Below are 17,044 nucleotides of genomic sequence, written 5' to 3'. Positions count from 1 at the left end.
GGCCCAGCCCCGCACTGCCCCCGGCTGGCTGGCGCGCCAGTGGTGTTCCTCGGCCAGGACGCGGCGCGCAGTGAACCGCACGGGCGGCCAGCGCCGCCAGTGCACGGCGGGCGGAGCCGTGTCGAACGTGCAGGCCCCCTCCAGACGGAGTTGGTCCAGGTGGACCGTGCCAGCAAACAAACATCCCGACAGATCCAGGTCGGAGAGGACCAGATGGGCCGCGTCCACCCCACGCAGCGACGCCACCCGCACCCCGGGGTCGGGCGCGCTCGGGCAGGGATCTTCGGCGAGCTGTCGGCCGTCGGTGAGCACGAACGGATCCGGCTCGGCGGCGATCGTGAGGGGGTACTCGAACACCGCCTGAGCGAAGTCCACCGTGGCATAGCGCAGGCGGATCTCCGCTGTCGATGACCAGCGAGTGCGACGGCACTCCAGACGGCGCGCAGCAAACAAGAGGGTCACCGGGCCGCCGAACACAGCGCCGGACAGCACAATCCGCCCAGCACACACCAAAGGCCCGAACTGGTCAGCCTCCACGAAGGTCGCCGACCCGAACACGGCGTCGCCCTCGAAGGTCACCGACCCGAACAGGGCGTCGCCCTCGAAGGTCACCGACCCGAACAGAGCGTAGTCCTTGAAGGTCGCCGACCCGAACCAGGCGTTGCCCCCAAAGGTCGCCGACTCGAACACGGCGTCGCCCTCGAAGGTCACCGACCCGAACCCGGCGTCGCCCTCGAAGGTCACCGACCCGAACCCGGCGTCGCCCTCGAAGGTCGCCGACCCGAACACGGCGTCGCCCTCGAAGGTCACCGACCCGAACCAGGCGCCGCCTTCGAAGGTCACTGACCTGAACATGGCGTAGTCCTTGAAGGTCGCCGACCCGAACCAGGCCTTGCCCTTGAAGGTCGCCGACCCGAACCAGGCCTTGCCCTCGAAGATCGCCGACCCGAACCCGGCGTCGTTCTTGAAGGTCGCCGACTCGAACCAGGCGGTGTCCTTGAAGGTCGCCGACTCGAACACGGCGTCGCCTTTGAAGGTCGCCGACCCGAACCAGGCGTTGCGCTCGAAGGTCGCCGACCCGAACCCGGCGTTGCGCTCGAAGGTCGCCGACCCGAACCAGGCGTTGCCCTCGAAGATCGCCGACCCGAACCAGGCGCCGCCCTCGAAGATCGCCGACCCGAACACGGCGCCACCCTCGAAGATCGCCGACCCGAACACGGCGCCACCCTCGAAGATCGCCGACCCGAACCAGGCGTTGTCCCCAAAGGTCGCCGACCCGAACCCGGCGTTGCCCTCGAAGGTCGCCAACTCGAACTTGGCGGCCCCGAAGCGGGCGTTACCGGTTGCGGGGTCACGGAGGGCGTTGAGTAAGGCGTTGAGGAGGGATTCGGGGAAGGTGGTGCCCCGGTGGTCGATGCTGGCGCCGGGAGTCAGGCCAGCCAGGTAGGCGTCGCGGTCGGCGTCGGCCAGGTGAGCGAGGCACGCGGTGTGGCCGGGAACGTGGATGCCGCGGCAACCAACGAGGTCAGCAGCAGGGTCTGCACCGTGTGCGCAGTGCGGCCAGGTCGGCGGTTCAGACGTGCTCATGGTGCGGCGGCTCCACAGTGTCAGGGTGCCCGTAGGGACGCCCTGAGGACGGGAACGGTTCAGGCTCGACGGTGACAGGCAGCGTCGGGGAGGCTCCCACGTCGCGAAGATGCCGTACGTGCCTGAACAACCCGTAGATATCCGTCAGGCACGGAGCACTGTGGGACAGATGCCTCACATGCCTGTCGCCCGCTCGACACCCGAGATACCCGTCGAGACGGGTGGCCACGTCGATCAGCCTGCTGTAGGTCGCCCCCCGCACTCCTGCGCTCACACGGGGTTGAGGTCATCCACGGGCGACTCCGGCACGAGTGACGAGCCGTCGGCCAAGACGGCGCAGATCGGCCCACACAGCACGGGCCTCGTATCCGCAGAGCACAGGTGCCTCCCTGATCAGGGGTTCTCGTGGGTCCAGGCGCTGGGTACCAGGCCAGGCAGACGGTGGTTGATCTGGTGTTCGCCCTTGGTGCAGCCCTGGAAGGGGCCTGTGGGTCCGCGCAGCTCCCGCATGGCGGGGTCCAGGTGGTCTCGGTGCCACACGGACGGCCCTGTATAGCCGCAGGACACAGGGTCGGTCAGCTCCTGCCAGGCCAGCCACGCTGCGTGCAGGCGGGCGATGGCCACGGGATGCTCCCACCACAGATGGCACCAGCGGGCATCGGCCGACGGTTCACCGAGATAGCCGGGCACGAGTACGCCCTCGACCCACTCGATCAGTCCCCGCAGCTCGTCGTCGTACTGCGGAGAATCGAGCAGCAGGATGAACGGCGGGGACTGCCACTCCTCTTCCGGGTCCTGCTCGGCGGTCTCCGCGCCGGCTGTTTCCTCCCCGTCGACGAAGGCCTCGCCCGACATCGCGTCGTCGCCTTCGGTGAGTGTCTTGACCAGGGCCGTCAGGTGGCCGACCTGGGCCTTGAGGTCTTCGATGTCCTGGAACATGCCGACCGGCACGTCGAACTTCGGAGCCTCGCCGGGTTCATCGGCCACTGCGCGCCGCCTTCCGCTCCTCGTACGCGGCGACCGCGCGCTTGGTGATGGCCTGCTCCTCTGCCTTCATCTGCGGGCCGATGTGGGCCATCAGCTTCTCCGCGTACCAGGGGCGCAGGCTGATCTGCGCGACCGGCATGCCGGTGGCCAGCAGCAGGGCCGTGCCCTTCCTCATGGCGCGGATCTCGGCCGGGTCCAGTACCTGCTCGCGCTGTTCGGACCAGCTACGGCTGCCGCCGTCCTTGGACTTGGAGTACGAGCCGCGCTCGACGTAGTGGGCGCCAGTCAGTGTGCTGACGTCCTGGGCGAACTTGGCGTCGTCCAGGCCGACGCCGATGATCTTCTTGGTGGCTGCGCTCCACATCGAGTCCATGCCGACCTCGCCCCACGCCTTCACGCCCTGCCGGTAGCTCTGCAGGATCACGAACGGCGTGATCCCGCGGGATCCGAGGTGCGAGTACAGGTCGGGCAGGTCGGCGATCTTGCAGATGTTCGCGGCCTCGTCCAGGACGGCGCGCATCGGTTCCGGCAGGCGGCCGCCGTGGCGCTCGCCCGCTTCGGCGCCGGCGGTGAACACGGCGTCAGCCAGGGCGGCCACCACGGCGGAGGCGGGGCCGCCCTTCTTCGACAGCAGGTAGAGGGTGTCCTTGCTGAGGGCGAAGTCCTCGGGGTCGAACCGCGGGTGGTCCTTGTCAGGGGTGACCCACGCGAGGACCTTCTCGTCGCGCAGCGCGCTGACGGCCGTCCGGGCGTTCTGATAGATCCCGGACTGCGTCTCTTCCGCGATGTTGATGGAGCTGTCCACCTGCTCGGCGAGGACCGGCTCGTGGGAGTACAGGACCCGCAGCGGCGCCTTCTCCTTCGGGTCCGACAGCCACCGCATGACGTCCCGGACGCTGCCGCCCTCCCAGTACGCGGCCCGGAACAGGCCCACCAAGAGGTCGCCCGCCGCCTGGGACCAGAAGGGATCGGCTTGCTCCGAGGTGATCTGGTTGACGAAGTGGGAGGCCAGACGCTCGGCGCCCTCCAGCGTCTCCGCCTGGGCGATCATGTCCCACCACATCTGGCGCTCGGCCTGGGCCACGCCCTGGGTGTCGAGAATCCAGGGGTGTCCGACCTTCGCCCGGCTCGCGAGGGTGGCGGCGTAGACGTCGGCCTTGTTGCTGGTCATCAGCAGCGCGCCGGGCGCTTCTTCGGCCACGGGGATGGCCAGCGAGGTGGACTTGCCTGCGCGGGGCGCCATGATGGCGACGTAGGTGTCCTCGTCCGAGCCGCGCAGCTCGACGCCGGACGGCATGTGATCTCCGAGGAGCACGCCCCGGTCGCGGGCCTGGAGCTTGGACGGCTTCGCCTCCTTCAGCGAGGCGCGCAGCCGGGTGGCGGTACGGGCCGCGTGCTTCGGCGTCAGCTCGCGTACCTGGTGCAGCGTCGCCAGGCTGGAGGGGTTCCTGAACCATCGGACGGTCCAGCGCAGGCCCCATACGAGGAAGACGACGACGGCCAGGTCCGCCACGGTGGCGCCGACGATGGACGCGGTCTGCGAGTGCGGCCACGCCGACGACCAGTCGGTGACCATCTGGAAGGCGCCCACCAGGGACGTGGGGAAGGGAGCAGCTTCGTCGCCGGTCAGTACCGCGCCGGCGGCCGCACCGGACCACGTCGACACCGACAGTGTCACGGCGCCTCCGAGGAGGATGCCCCCGGCTGCCCATGCCCGGTCGTTCTCCGTCATCATCAGCTTCCACCTCCCGTAGCGGTCATCCGGCGGCGGTTGTTGTCCGTCCGGTACAGGCGCAGCTCCGTCGCGGTCAGCTCCAGCGCGGCCGCGATGCCCGGCCTGGTGCCGATCTTGATGAGGTACTTGCCGCGGCCCGGGTGCCGGGCGCCCTCTTCCTCGACCGGGGCGGCGTTGTCGGCGTCGTCGTAGGTGGGGTCGATGTCGAGCCCGGTGCTGGTCGCCGAGGACCATGAGCCGATCATCATCCGTTCCTGCTCGGTGAGGGAGCGTTTGCCGGTGACCCGGCGCAGCTCCTCCTCGGAGGACGCGCCGATCACCCACGTGTCGCACCGGTCCATCAGGCCACGGGCCTTGGCGCGGTCGGTCTCCGTCGGTAGCGCCTCGACGTCCAGCAGCGAGTGCGTGACGTAGATCGTGACGTCGTTGGTGGTTCTGTTCAGGCGGCTGATGGCGTCCATCGCGTCCACGAGTCCGGGGCCGGAGCGCAGGGCCCGCCACATCTCGTCCATCGGCAGCACGAGGGAGCGGTCCATCAGCCCGATGCTGCGGGCGGCGTCGATCGCGGAGTAGGTGTACGCCCAGGTGGCGATCATCCCGGCCGACACGACGTCGTTGCCGCGAGCTCGCAGGGCGGAGATGTCCACCGAGACCGCGGGGGCGGAGATATCCAGGGGCGTCGTCGTGGGCCCGTCGAACAGGCCCTTGAGCGGGCCGCCGATGAGGTTGTCGAGCCCGGCGATGACGCTGCGGGTCAGGTCCTGGTATCGCTCGCCGTCGGCAGCGAGTTTGGTCCGCAGCTCCTCGGGCGCTGCCCGCAGCACCTGCACGACGTCGGCGACCACCGGGTCGCTGCCCGACTCCTGGGCGGCAGACGCAACCTGAACGGCCGTGTCCAGCGCTGAGCGCTCGATTTCGTTGGGGGCGCGGCCCAGTCCGTGCTTGGTGGACAGCAGGGCCACCAGCGTCTCCAACCGGCGCCCGTTGAGGACGTCAAGCAGGGCTTCGCGCCGCTCCGATGTCAGGGCCTGCACGCGCCCCTTGAGCGGTCCGGAGTCCAGCGGGTTCAGGCGGCCGATGCCGTCGCCGATCCGCACCACGGATCCGCCGAGTTCGCGGATCATGTCGCTGTACTCGCCCTTGACGTCACCGGGCACGCAGGTCATGAACCCGTACGCCGAGTAGACCATGCACATGCGCTTGACCAGCGCGGACTTGCCCGCACCCGGCTGGGACATGACCCACACACCCGGGTTGGTGGTCAATTTGCCGGTCCACCCGCTGGGGTCGATACACACCAACTCACCGGTCAGCAGGTCCCGGCCGACCGGTACGCCGCGCGGCGGCAGGCCGCTGCCGAGCAGCCAGGGGTAGATGCCGCCGGCCTGGCTGGTCGGGCCGGTGTAGACGGTGCCGGAGTCCTCGACCGGCACGCGGCCGCCGAAGCGCCCGCCCCATCCCAGCCGCGGGGCGAACCGCCCCTTGAGCTTGCGCGCGGCCCGCCGCTCCTCGCGCGTCGGGCCCTGGTCGGCCACGTGGATCACGCGCTTGGGCGTGGTCACCGTCGGCGGCTTGGGCTTGCGTGCCATCGTCGTCAGTCCTTCACCAGCGGGTTGTAGCCGATCGGCAGCCCGGCCGCGAACACCGCGGCCTGAGCGCCGTATGCGCTGCGCATGCGGATGCCGCGGGTGGCCTTGACCGCCCGGGCCAGTTCCTGGCGGGCGGCGGGCAGGTCGGCGGTGCTGCGGGCCGTGGCGGTCACCATCAGCGTCCAGTCGACCACCTGGGCGCCTGCGGCCACCTGGGCGGCGGCCTTCTCCGCCCGCTGGGCGTCGGCCCGCTGGCTGTACTTGGCGCGGCCCTTGACCTCGGCGGTCGCCTGCGCCCTTTGATGGGCGTGGGAGATCTCGCGCTCCAGCACCGCCTCGCCCTCCAGCGGGTCCAGCACGCGGTAGGCGATGGTGATGCGCCGCTGGTAGCGGCCCGGGGCCAGCAGCGGCAGCAGCACGGAGTAGGGGATGGGGCGGCGCGGCATCTCGCGCAGCACCCAGCTGACGGAGACCCCGCCGTCGTGCGCGTAGGTCTCCCAGTCGTCGTCGGCGGCCTGCGGCCCGCACTCCGACCACGACAGCTCCTCGAACTCCCGGTCCCTGGCGTTGAAGACCTCGGGGTCGTAGGCGGAGCGGACGATGCGGCGCAGGTCGACGTCGGTCGCCCTGCGCTCGATGTCCGTGCCCGTGCCGGACAGGTCCAGGGAGTCGACCACCCGCAGCGCCTCGGCGACCTGCTCGGCGAGGTCTGCCGGCGGGTTGGCGGAGGCGTTCGGGTCGACCGTGACGCTCATCCACGGCGCCACACTCGCGGTGGCGTGCGGGGTCGTGCGCACCAGCTCGTCGATGACCTGCTTGGCCAACTGCGGCGCGTTCGGGTCCTTGCGGGCCTTGACGTCGTCACCGAGCGCCTCCCCGGCGCCGGGCGTGATCTGGATGGTCACGCTGGCGCCCTTGACCTGCTCGTCCGTGCTCATCGCGTCCAGCACGGCCGACCAGGTGCGCAGGCTGCTCTGCACCGCTGCGGTGGGCGCCATGAGGCTTCCGCCCGGCGCGAGGAGAGTGGTGACGGTCATGTAGCCGGTCGCCCGGTCGTGCACGACACCGACGGCCCGCCCCGTGGTCGGATCGTGTGCCTTGATCAGGGTGCTGCTCGCGCCGACGCCCGGGAGGTCCAGGGCGTAGGGGTGGGGCAGCAGCAGCCGCCGGTAGGAGGTGGCGTCGTAGCGCGACGCACGCTTCCAGGCGAACTTGGCCCAGTAGTAGGCCAGGGCGGACATGCCGTGGCGGCGGGCGGCGGCCAGTCCGAAGAACGCGCCCGTCACCGGCAGGGTGACCAGCAGCGACAGCGGCATCTGCGTGGCGATCAGGCCGTCCGCCGTCAGCACCGCGGCCGCGATCATCGTCGCGCCCCGCGACAGCCCGCCGAAGCCGAAGCTGCGGCGGGCCCTGAACCCGTCGACCATCAAGGCCGAGGGCACCTCATGGGCTGTCACTGCTGCTCTCCCCCGCCCATCTGTCCACTCGCGCCCTGGATGGCGTCGTTGACGCCGTCCAGGACCTGAATACCGACGCCGACCGCCCCCGCCCCGGCTGCTGCCGTACCCGCAGCACCGGCCACACCCGCGCCCGCGCCCGCGGCCGCCGTGCCGGTGCCGGCGCTACTCGAGGCACCGGCCGCCGCAGCGTCCGCACCGGCAGCACCATCAGCTCCGGCCTGGCCCGGCACGCGGGCCCCGGCCTCATTGCGGGCGGCCTGCGCCTGGGCGTCACCGCCCGCGCCACCGTCCTGCCCGCCGCCGCCCTGGCTCTGGCTTTGGCTGCCCATGCTCTGCTCAACGAACTTGGAGTGGGACACAGGATCCGCCGGAGCAGCGCCACCGCCGCTGTCGCTGCCGCCGCCGTCCTTGTCCTTCGAGCCCATCTTTCCGCCGAGGTAGCTCCCGGCCGCCGACAGTGCACCGCTGGCACCGCCCGCGCTCATCCCAGCACCGGCTGCCGCCCCGAACGGAGCGAAAATCTTGGTGAGCGGGCCCGGCGCGACGACCGCGAGCACGAGCGTCGCACAGCCGCGCAGCCACTCCACCAACGTCTTGGAGTGCCCGAATTCCGCGAAGCCGGTGCAGATGATGACGGCCACGATGGGCTTGTAGGCCACGATGACCATGCCGGTCGTGATCAGCGTCGGCGCCCACTTACGGGTGGCCTCACCACCAGCGCGGCCGCCACCGGCCACCGGCAGCAGCAGGCAGATGATGGGGATGGCGGACTGCCGCAGGAAGATCATGACCATCTGGATGAAACCGATCAGCAGCAACACCGCGACCACGCACAACGTGGTGATCGGGTTGTAGATCCCCGCGGGCAGCATCACGGCGACGATGCGCTCGTAGGCATCCCCGTCGTCGGAGAACGTCGCGTTGACCAGACCCGTGCTGAGCGCGTCTCCGAGGACGAGCAGCAGCGCGAACAGGCTCACCCCGAGGAAGGACAGGAAGAAGTTCTCGATCCAGCCGGTCATCGCCCTGCCGGCGTGTTTGCCCTGTCCGGTGAGGGCCATTTTGCCAAGGTTCCAGATCACCCCGGCCACGGCGATCACCAGCCCCAGCCAGGTCAGCATGCCCGCGAGGGTCGCTTTGCCGCCCCACAGTCCGGTGCCTTCCAGGTCCACTGACGGACCGAGCAAGGCGAACGTGAGCGTCTTCTTGATGACCCACTTCGTCACGTCCATCGCGGACCGGATGACGTCGCCCAGGACGGACTCCCAGACGTTGTCCCAGGCTTCCCTGACCTTCTTCGCCCCGACCTTTCCGATGGCGTCGCACGCGTCCGAGCCCGTCAGGCTTCCCGGGCGGCCGGGAGCCGTTCCGCCGCCGGGCAGGATGGTGCCGAGGATGGGTCCCGAAACACCCCGGCAGATGATCTCTATCCCGCCGCTTATCGGCCCGTCGTCGGCCCGGGCGGGCTGCGGTGCGGACACCGACATCCCGAGTACCGCCACGAGCGCCAGCAGCACCGCGGCCAGTCGCCGCACGATCACGATGCCTCCCGGATGGCCGTCCACCCGGCCGAATTGAACGCAGCGTCGCCCGGCGCGACGATCTTCGGCTTGGCCGGCTGCGCGTCCAGGGCACGCTGGGTGGCCTTGCCCGACAGCTTCCAGTCGCCGTTCTCCCACACGACCGCGTTCAGGGTGCGGGTGTAACCGACAGACTCCTTGGCCGTCTCGCCCGCCTTGCGCGCCACCCGCGACAACAGCCACACGCTGACCTCGTCGTCCGATTCCCGGATGACCTTGTAGCCGATCACGCTGCTGCGCATGTACGCCCCGGGCGGCAGCGGCTCACCGACGGGGACGCTCAACTCCTTGTGCAGCTGCTTGTCGGCCTGGATCGACTCCAGCTCGATTTGCGCCGCGTGTTCTTCACTCTGATCCGCCTTGGAGACGTACGAGTAGTAGATGCGCAGTTGCTCGTCGCCGGTGTCGCGATCGGTCTCCATGCTGACCGTGTTGACGGCCGCGGCCGTCGCAACGGCGCCCTCGGTGGTGTGCGGGAAGCCGACTTGGCTGCCGTGCTCGTTGGTGCGCTTCCCCCGCGGAAGCGCAACCCACCTGGTCGGCTCGGTCCAGTCGTCCGGCTGCTCGTACGAGGCGGACGGGCCGGGCGAGGCGGACACGGACGCGCTCGGGGTCGATCCGCTCTTGCTCGCGTCCGCGTCGTCGTCGCCGCCGTTGAGTACGGCGTAGCCCGTCAGGGCGAGCACGGCCGCGAGCGCGGCGCCCGCGAACCAGGTGCCCTTGGTGCTCCACGTTCCCCTGGTGCGTCCCATGTCCGCCGCCTCAGCCTGCGATGCCGTTGAGGATGGCGATGAGCGAGCTGGACAAGATCACCGCCGCCAATCCGCCCCCCATCCACTTGAAGGGCTCGCTGCCGCCGCCGTTGCGGGACTTGTCCGACACGGCCAGCTTGTAGACGCCGAAGCCGACGCCCCCGACGCCGGCCAGGATCAGCAGCCACAGCCCGTATCCGAAGATCTCGGCCACCGGGCCGTTCATCCCCGGGATGGGGGTGGGCTTGGCACCCGGGATGAGCGCCGCGAGGTTCGCCATGTCAGTCATTTCCCTTCGATCTCGCGCCGCAGCCGCGCGGCCGCGGTCTGGACGTCCTTGTACTCCAGGGCCTCGTCGGGCCCTGTCACCGCTCGCAGGACAGGCAGGTAGGGCAGTCGCGCAACCCCGGCCAGACGCCCTTCGAGGGCCCGGACGGTGAAGCGGGCGTCCTGCACCGGGCGCGTCGGGGCATCGGCCACCCACACCAGCCATGGCCTCGGAAGCGGCCCCCAGCGCATGAGGGTCTCCTCCAGGCGCTGCACGCCGTACACGGTCGTGTCGGTCACCAGCACCGGCACCGTGCCGTAGGGCAGGACCTCTCCCGGCGCCAGGACACGGGCAGCGGCGCCGCCGGAGTCGTTGTCGAGCATGGCGGCGACCGTCGCCACTGCAATGCCGTTTCCATCAACGGGCATCAGCGCGTACCGGAGTGAAACCGGTGTGCCGGTGCCCGGGGTTGTCATCACCGGTTGGGTGCTCACGTCACAACTCCCCCCTGTGTGCCTGAGTTTAAAGTCACGGTATTGGGCTTCTTGGGACCACTGAGGCTAGCGTGACCCCCTGTCAGGCACGGGTGGGGTTTTCGCGTAGCCGGAGGTCAGGTCACAGGTGTCGCTCTACAAGAGCGCGGAAAAGCGTGGGCTTTGCCCCCAATGGAGCATTTTCGAAAAAGGGTCAACCGCCCGGTTTCCGGTCGGCGCCTCCGCCATTGCAGCGCCAGCACTCATCAGCCACACCCCCGAGTCGCCAAAGGCCCCGAGCGGACGCCCCAATTCCGCTGCATGGAGCGAAAGCGAGGGGCTTTCCCTACGCGAAGTCCCCCCACGCGAGGCCGTCACAGACCCTACGCGAACGGTGATCGCGGGCAGGGTCCGGCCCCACGCCAATCCAGGCGCGCTCGCCGAGCGCCTCGTGATCTAGTACGGCGGACAGTCACGCAACTGGCACACAACAGATGAGAGAGAGCGCACGGGGGGATAGCGCGTGAAGGTGCTCATTACGGCTGCCGCCGCGGTGATAGGCCTCGTCCTGGTGGTGACCCTCGGGATCGTGGGGGTGGTGATCGCCGACGCGGATGCCGAAGCGACCGAGACGACCGACGGGGGAGGCGGCCTCCGCGGCGTGCCAGCGGAGTTCCGCGAGTGGATCCTCAAGGCGGACGCGGCCTGCGACCAACCGGCGATGGTCCCCTCGCTGCTCGCCGCCCAGCTCTACCAGGAGAGCAAGTTCAAGACCACCCGCGCGGAGGCCACGTCCCACGTCGGCGCCCAGGGCCCGGCCCAGTTCATGCCCGGCACCTGGGCGACCTGGGGTCGGGACGACGACGGCAACGGCGAGGCCTCGCCCTGGGACATCGGCGACGCCGTCATGGCGCAGGGCCGCATGATGTGCTCCCTGCTCAAGAAGGCGGAGGGGTCGGGCTACCCCGGAGATGTGCGGGCCTTGGCCCTCGCCGGATACAACGCTGGTTGGGGCCGCATCGAGCAGTACGGCGGTGTCCCCCCGAAGTCCTTCGCGGGCGGCGAGACCTACCACTACGTGCAGATCATCCTCAGCACCATGAAACGCTTCGAGGGGCCCGGGATGCTGCAAGTCTCCGGCTCCGGCACAGGCGCGAAGGCCCTGCGCAAGGCGGCCACGCGCCTGGGCACGCCCTACTCCTGGGGCGGCGGCAGCGCGCACGGCCCTACGCTCGGGTTCTGCAGCGGCGGCAGCGGATACCGCAACGGCAGGTGCGTCGCCGACGACACCGTCGGCTTCGATTGCTCCTCCCTCGTGCTGTACGCCTACTGGCCAGACGTGAAGCTCCCGCGCACCGCTGCCGCCCAGTACGGCGCCACCAGCGACCGCGCCGTCTCCAGGCAGAACCTCAAGCCCGGCGACTTGCTGTTCTGGTCCCACGGCGGCTCCGGCGCCATCTACCACGTCGCCCTGTACGCAGGCGACGGCAACGTCCTGCACGCACCCCGCACCGGCAAGAACGTGGAAATCGCACCGCTGACCTCGGCCATGCCGGATCGCGACTACTTCGGCGCCACCCGTCCCTGATCGTGATGACCACCGCCCCGGCCCTGCCGGCCATCCGGCCTCGGGCACTACGACTCGCAAGGAGAGAGAACCTGATGGCACCGCGCACCGTGCGCACCAGCATCGCAGCCCTGGCACTGACCGCGCTGAGCGCACTGGCGGGCTGCTCGTCCGACACCGAACCCGCCGCCTCCGACCACAAGCCGACACCGGTGTCATCCGCTCCGAACCACGACAAGGTCGTCGCCGACACCGCCCGCGCCTACATGCTCGCCTGGCTCGCCAAGAACCCCGCCGACGCCAAGAGCATGTGCGAGCTGTCCACGAAGGCGCACCGCCCCAACTTCGACGAAGACGGCGGCACGATCACCGGCTGCGTCAACTCCCACTGGAAGGACATCGGCGCGGGCGACGACGACAGTGGACGCGCCCCCCTCACCATCAAGATCAGTCACGTCCAGGACGTTGCCGCCTCACCTACGCACCCCGCGGGCAAGGGCGCCCTCGCCACCGGGCACCGCGCTGGCGAGGACCAGTGGCGCAACGTCCTGAGGCTCATCGAGGAGGACGGCAAGTGGCGCGTCGAGCAGGTCGAAGACGTCGATGACTACTTCGCGCACACCGCCGACCCCGTTGCCCAGATCCTCGCCGGAAAGTCCTGACCGCTCGCCGCTTAGGGCGGATCCGCCACAAGCGGCACCATGCCGCCCCAACACGTGTGCCGCAGGCCGATGTCGGCCTGCGGCACGCCGTTTGCCGGTGGCTACTTGGTCTTGCCGCTCTTCTGGGCCGGTCCGCTCTGTCGGTGTGCGGCCACCCCGGCCTCCGCAGGCGCCGTGCCCTTCGCCGCCTGCGCCTTAGTAGGGTCCATGCTCGTCGACGTGGCTCGCGCGGCCGTGGTGTTCACCCGCACCCGCGACTCTGCCGCCGCATCCCCGGCAGGACGCCCCAGGGCATCGCCAACGGCCTGCACCAGCCGCGTCCCGAGCTGCGCTGCGGGCCCCTGCTGCCACGACGTGTCCTTGGCCAGACGGGCCAGGTGCTCACGCACTGGCATTCCATCCTTCTCCATCTGCGCCATTCGGGCAGCCACCAGCGGCCACTTTCGAGACGCCACCAGCAGGTCAGCCTCCCGTTCGTGCCCGGGGATCGCCTCCCGTACCCACCGGATGTACCGCTCGTTCTCCTTCCCCGGTGAGATGGCCAGCTGCTTGAACGCACGCTCGCGGTCGGACAGGTTGAGATCGCGGGGGAGGTCCAGCCCGGTTGTCAGCGGCCCGTACGACAGCTGGGCGTCCCGGCTCATCGCCGGTTCCGCGGCCGCCCCGAGTCCTTTCGCCACCGCCTGGCCGACGGCCAGCATCTCGTTGTACGCGGCCGCCAGGACCTCGCGCACGTTGACTCCCCACTCCGCCAGCTGGGTCATCGTCGACGCCATCTCCGGCCAGGCCGGAGAGGTGAGGATCGCCTCACGCACCGATCCCGCCGGCAGCGTCTCGCGCAGCGCCTTCACCCACTCGTCCGTGCCTTCGCCTGCCACCCGCTCGGCGTTCGCGGCCACCTGGTCCCGCACGGTCACGGCGATCTCGCCAACGCGTGGCAGCATCGTCTCCAGGTCCACACCGGCACGCTTGAGCGCCATCAACTGCTGTGCGATCTCAGGCCACTCCGCGTCTTCCAGCAAGGCCGCACTGATGTCCTCCGGCAGGAGCTTCTTCACCGCTTCCGAAGCCTCCGCCATCGCCTCGTCGACGTCGGCACGCGCCTCCTCCTTCTCGGCCCTCTCCTGCTGCTGACGGCGTACCGCTTCCGCGAAAGCCAGGACCATGCGGAAAGCCATGACGGAGGCCTTCCGCGCCATGACGTAGGTCTTCACCGCCTCGCCTGCGGCCTGCGCGAACGCATCCCCGGCCTGGTCCTCTGGCATTGGTGTTGCCATGCTCGCTCCCCTCGTTACCGGGCCCGTCGCGGGCCCTTGCGCTGGTCGTCACCCGGTGGCCGACGTGTCGGTCCTGGCGCCCCCGTCTTGCGCGGCATGCTGGTGCTGCCAGCGCCGCCCTTGGATGTCGGCGCCGGGCTCTTGGTGCTGGCGGACGCCGCCGCACCTCGCTGTCGTTGCCATCCGTCCAGCCGCCATGTAAGCACCTCTGCGACCGAGTCCGCTGAACCCAATTCCCTGCGGGCTGCAACTGCGGCCAGGACATCGACGGGGTCCTCGCCAGCCTTCTCAACCGCCGTCAGACGTGCACGCAAGGCGGGCCAGGCCGGGTCCGCAAGCACCGCACGTGCGTGCACAGGAATCGCCTCCTGGAGCACGCCTGCCATCGGCCTCTGCCCCGAAGCCTGTGGTGCCCGGCGGGCCGCCGACGGCCGATTAGCCGTGCGTTTCGAGTTCGGCCGGTACTCGCGTGCCGCGCTCGCACCGGCGGTCACCTCGACCGCCTCACGCAACAGTCGACCAGCCCGACCCGATGCTTCCGCCTGAGCACGGTGTTCCTGCGCCTGATGCCAGCGGCGAGAGGCTTCGACCGCGGTCAGCAGGGCGAGCAGAAACCCGAGTGCGGCGACCGTGTCACTGCGTCCAGCCGCGGCCGCCGACCGGGAGAGCAGCTGTGCCGACTCCCGGTAGAGGCTGCGCGCCTGTCCCTCCAGCGCGCGGTCGCCCGGCACGCGGGACGCGCGCTCGAACTCGTACGCCGCATCTCTCATTCGGTCACGCACCATGCGCGGCGAGATAACTGCGGCGATGACGATGAGATCACCGAGCGCGGCAACGTCTCCAGCCCCCTGGTGCAGTCCGCCCGCGCCGAGCTGGTCGGCGGCCTCCCGTACCCGTCGCTCCGCCTCGCGCCACATCTCCGCCGGCGCAACCGCCGGTACGGACACCGGGACCTGCCAGCGTTCCCGCACGCGCGGAAGTGACAGATCGGGGGCGAGCCGGGAGCCGGAGAACCACACCGGTTCCTGCCTCTTATTGCGGTCGCCAGGCAAGGCGACGGAGTAGCCGGTCACGTTGCCGTCGGGAGCGATCCGCTGCTGCACGCGCAGACCTGCGGACCCGAGCCGGGCGAAGAAATCGGCGTCGCTCGTGGCGGCGGCCGCCACCTCCCGGACCGTGCGGTGAAGGGTCTGGCGGGCCGATTCCTTAAGGCCTCGCCGCTCGGCCTTCTCGGCCTCTCCGCTCTTCACCCATGTCCGCGCCGTCTTGTCGCCGCGCCCGACTTGGCGCAGCCTGAACTCCACCTCGAAGCGGGCGGCAACGCGGTGCATCTTGACGATGTCCTGGCGCAGGTTCGGCTGTCGGCCGTCCTCTCTCGCCTTGGTCGCGACGATGTGTATGTGGTCGTCGGCGTGCCGGATCGCCACCCACCGGCAGCCTTGGTCACTGTCGTGCGGAGCGATACCGGCGGCGTCCATCAATTCGTACGCGACCTGTGCCCATTCCGCGTCCGACAGGATGCGATCCTCGGGCGCGTTGCGCACCGCAACGTGGTACACGTGCAGCTTCGGCTTCTTGCCGATCAGGGCGTACACCGGGGCGTCCATGATCAGCGCAAGGTCCGAGATCGTCATGTCCGGGGACCGCGCCGGGTCGTCGATGTACGGGTCCCATGCGGCGACCATGTGCGGGTCCACATGCTCGTCACGCCGACCGGGACCGTACAGGTAGTGCAGCAGGCCGTAGGTGTCGTCGCCCTCGTCGAGCTTCTCCGGAATCACGACCGCGGTTGCCTCTCGCGCATCAGCTGGAGTGTGGCGCTGTCCTGGCGTTTGATCGCTGCCGCTACGGCATCGAGGACGGCGCTCAGTTGGTCGTCGGTCACGGTGCCGTCGCTGTTGAGTGCGCGTGCGATCTGGTTGAGGTTGTTGCCGATGCGGCTCAGTTGGACGCGAGAGCGGATCACCTCTTGGACGACCTCCTTGGCGTCGGCGGAGACGGGTACGACGGTCTCCTTGGCCACGGCCAGTGCGGCGCTGCTGACCCATGCAGCAAGGGCGGTGTCATCGTGTTCGGCGGCGGCGCGGACGATCGTCAGCTCGTCGTCGTTGTAGGACACCAGGAAGCGGTTGGAACGAGTGCCGCCGGCCTCGCGGGTGCGGCGTCGTGCAACGCGCCGCTTTTCGCCGTCCGCTGCTGGCTCCGCCACAGCAAGCTCCTCCCCCGTCGTTCCCCGGTCCGTGCTCGGACCCATGATCCTGGCCGCCCACCCTAGTGGATCACGGCCGGTACACGCCGCTTACTGATATCAGTAAGCACTACCTTGCTACCGGTAGCTACTGCTGTCAGTTACCGCGCACGTGGGGTGTGAGTGGCGGTCAGAAAACCTCTGACCTGCGGCTACTGGGACCCCGGTCCGCCCGTCTGGGGCGGGATGCGACTACCATTCCGGGCATGTCGAGTGCAGAAGAGTTCTTGCAGCGGATGGAGAAGCTCCAGGCTGCCAAGGGGGAGGCCTTCAAGCCCCTGGCGGAGATCCTGGGGCAGCGTGCGGCGATTCAGAAGGAGCGGGAGACCGTCCTCGCCGAGTTCGAGGAACGGCTGGCGGCCCTGAACGAGCCGTACGGCAAGGCGTACACGACGGCGGAGAAGGCTGGATGGACTGCGGCGGAGCTCGCCGAGCTCGGCGTGGAAGAGCCGGTCAAGCGTCCGCGGGGACGGCGGCCGGGCAAGGCCGCGGCCGCGAAGAAGACGGCCCCGAAGACGGAGGCCGCGCCGGAGAAGGCTGCGCCGCAGACCGGTCCCCCGGCCGTGCCAGCCCCAGCACATGAGAGCACCGGGGACGCCGTGGCGGCCGCCGGATTCCCGTCCGCCTGACGGAGCAGATCAGCAAGAGGGGGCCCCGCAGCGCGGGGCCCCCTCTTCGTGTGTGGTCACTTCCCTCCCCGGCCGATCAAGTGTCCGGCCGGACTCCTCCGCGTCAAGGGTCGTACGTCCGCTCCTCGCCGCGTCGCTCGTGCCTCACAACGCGCCTGCGGTGCGGGCGCTCCACCCTTGACACTCCGTCCCCCGACCTGGGGTGAGGCCTTGCGGGGAGGGGAGGGAAA

Annotated in this window: 15 protein-coding genes; 3 read left to right on the top strand and 12 right to left on the bottom strand. The window is 69.8% G+C overall.

The features are described from left to right. The 9 genes from C1J00_RS21430 to C1J00_RS21390 all read right to left on the bottom strand — a co-directional run. On the bottom strand, positions 1–1,587 hold a 1,587-nt coding region (locus C1J00_RS21430; RefSeq protein ID WP_102910690.1), incomplete at its 3' end, for a pentapeptide repeat-containing protein. Between the two features lie 393 nt (positions 1,588–1,980). Beyond that, positions 1,981–2,574, bottom strand: coding sequence for a DUF4913 domain-containing protein (locus tag C1J00_RS21425; RefSeq protein WP_219728368.1), 594 nt, complete (start codon positions 2,572–2,574; stop codon positions 1,981–1,983). Next, complete coding sequence (locus tag C1J00_RS21420; protein WP_102910689.1) at positions 2,564–4,309, bottom strand: type IV secretory system conjugative DNA transfer family protein; 1,746 nt, start codon at positions 4,307–4,309, stop codon at positions 2,564–2,566. The genes C1J00_RS21425 and C1J00_RS21420 overlap by 11 nt, the downstream gene beginning before the upstream one ends. Beyond that, on the bottom strand, positions 4,309–5,898 hold the full coding sequence (locus tag C1J00_RS21415; RefSeq protein ID WP_102910688.1) for a putative type IV secretion/conjugal transfer ATPase: 1,590 nt from the start codon (positions 5,896–5,898) through the stop codon (positions 4,309–4,311). Before C1J00_RS21415 ends, C1J00_RS21420 begins: the two co-directional genes overlap by 1 nt. Positions 5,899–5,903: 5 nt before the next feature. Continuing rightward, positions 5,904–7,355, bottom strand: a complete 1,452-nt coding sequence (locus C1J00_RS21410) for an SCO6880 family protein (protein ID WP_245936438.1) — start codon at positions 7,353–7,355, stop codon at positions 5,904–5,906. Next, positions 7,352–8,899, bottom strand: coding sequence for a hypothetical protein (locus C1J00_RS21405; protein WP_102910687.1), 1,548 nt, complete (start codon positions 8,897–8,899; stop codon positions 7,352–7,354). The genes C1J00_RS21410 and C1J00_RS21405 overlap by 4 nt, the downstream gene beginning before the upstream one ends. Continuing rightward, positions 8,896–9,690, bottom strand: a complete 795-nt coding sequence (locus C1J00_RS21400) for a DUF8175 domain-containg protein (RefSeq protein ID WP_102910686.1) — start codon at positions 9,688–9,690, stop codon at positions 8,896–8,898. The genes C1J00_RS21405 and C1J00_RS21400 overlap by 4 nt, the downstream gene beginning before the upstream one ends. 10 nt (positions 9,691–9,700) lie before the next feature. Next, on the bottom strand, positions 9,701–9,970 hold the full coding sequence (locus tag C1J00_RS21395; RefSeq protein WP_229910701.1) for a hypothetical protein: 270 nt from the start codon (positions 9,968–9,970) through the stop codon (positions 9,701–9,703). A 5-nt stretch (positions 9,971–9,975) separates the two neighbouring features. Beyond that, positions 9,976–10,452: a hypothetical protein gene (locus tag C1J00_RS21390; RefSeq protein WP_146046228.1), complete on the bottom strand. Its 477-nt coding sequence runs from the start codon at positions 10,450–10,452 to the stop codon at positions 9,976–9,978. 502 nt (positions 10,453–10,954) lie between these two features. Here C1J00_RS21390 and C1J00_RS21385 point away from each other — a divergent pair. Both C1J00_RS21385 and C1J00_RS21380 read left to right on the top strand, forming a co-directional pair. Next, positions 10,955–12,019, top strand: a complete 1,065-nt coding sequence (locus C1J00_RS21385) for a C40 family peptidase (RefSeq protein WP_102910683.1) — start codon at positions 10,955–10,957, stop codon at positions 12,017–12,019. A gap of 74 nt (positions 12,020–12,093) precedes the next feature. Next, a complete protein-coding gene (locus C1J00_RS21380) occupies positions 12,094–12,660 on the top strand; it encodes a hypothetical protein (protein WP_102910682.1) in 567 nt (188 codons plus the stop codon). 101 nt (positions 12,661–12,761) lie between these two features. On the opposite strand, the gene C1J00_RS21375 is transcribed toward C1J00_RS21380, so the two are convergent. From C1J00_RS21375 to C1J00_RS21365, 3 genes are read right to left on the bottom strand one after another with little or no spacing between them, the layout of a single operon-like run. Next, on the bottom strand, positions 12,762–13,937 hold the full coding sequence (locus tag C1J00_RS21375; RefSeq protein WP_146046227.1) for a hypothetical protein: 1,176 nt from the start codon (positions 13,935–13,937) through the stop codon (positions 12,762–12,764). A 14-nt stretch (positions 13,938–13,951) separates the two neighbouring features. Continuing rightward, positions 13,952–15,718 (bottom strand): relaxase/mobilization nuclease domain-containing protein, encoded by a 1,767-nt coding sequence (locus tag C1J00_RS21370; protein ID WP_102910680.1) that lies wholly within the window; start codon positions 15,716–15,718, stop codon positions 13,952–13,954. Then, positions 15,715–16,146 carry a MobC family plasmid mobilization relaxosome protein gene (locus C1J00_RS21365; RefSeq protein ID WP_180989637.1) on the bottom strand — a complete coding sequence of 144 codons (432 nt, stop codon included), beginning with the start codon at positions 16,144–16,146 and terminating at the stop codon, positions 15,715–15,717. Before C1J00_RS21365 ends, C1J00_RS21370 begins: the two co-directional genes overlap by 4 nt. Positions 16,147–16,391: 245 nt before the next feature. Here C1J00_RS21365 and C1J00_RS21360 point away from each other — a divergent pair, with 245 nt between their 5' ends. After that, positions 16,392–16,814 carry a hypothetical protein gene (locus tag C1J00_RS21360; RefSeq protein ID WP_146046226.1) on the top strand — a complete coding sequence of 141 codons (423 nt, stop codon included), beginning with the start codon at positions 16,392–16,394 and terminating at the stop codon, positions 16,812–16,814. The last annotated feature ends 230 nt before the right edge of the window (positions 16,815–17,044 follow it).

Source organism: Streptomyces cahuitamycinicus (assembly GCF_002891435.1).
GTDB classification, from domain to species: Bacteria; Actinomycetota; Actinomycetes; order Streptomycetales; family Streptomycetaceae; genus Streptomyces; species Streptomyces cahuitamycinicus.
The sequence above is the reverse complement of the archived record's forward strand: the minus strand, read 5'-3'. Positions and strand labels throughout refer to the sequence as shown.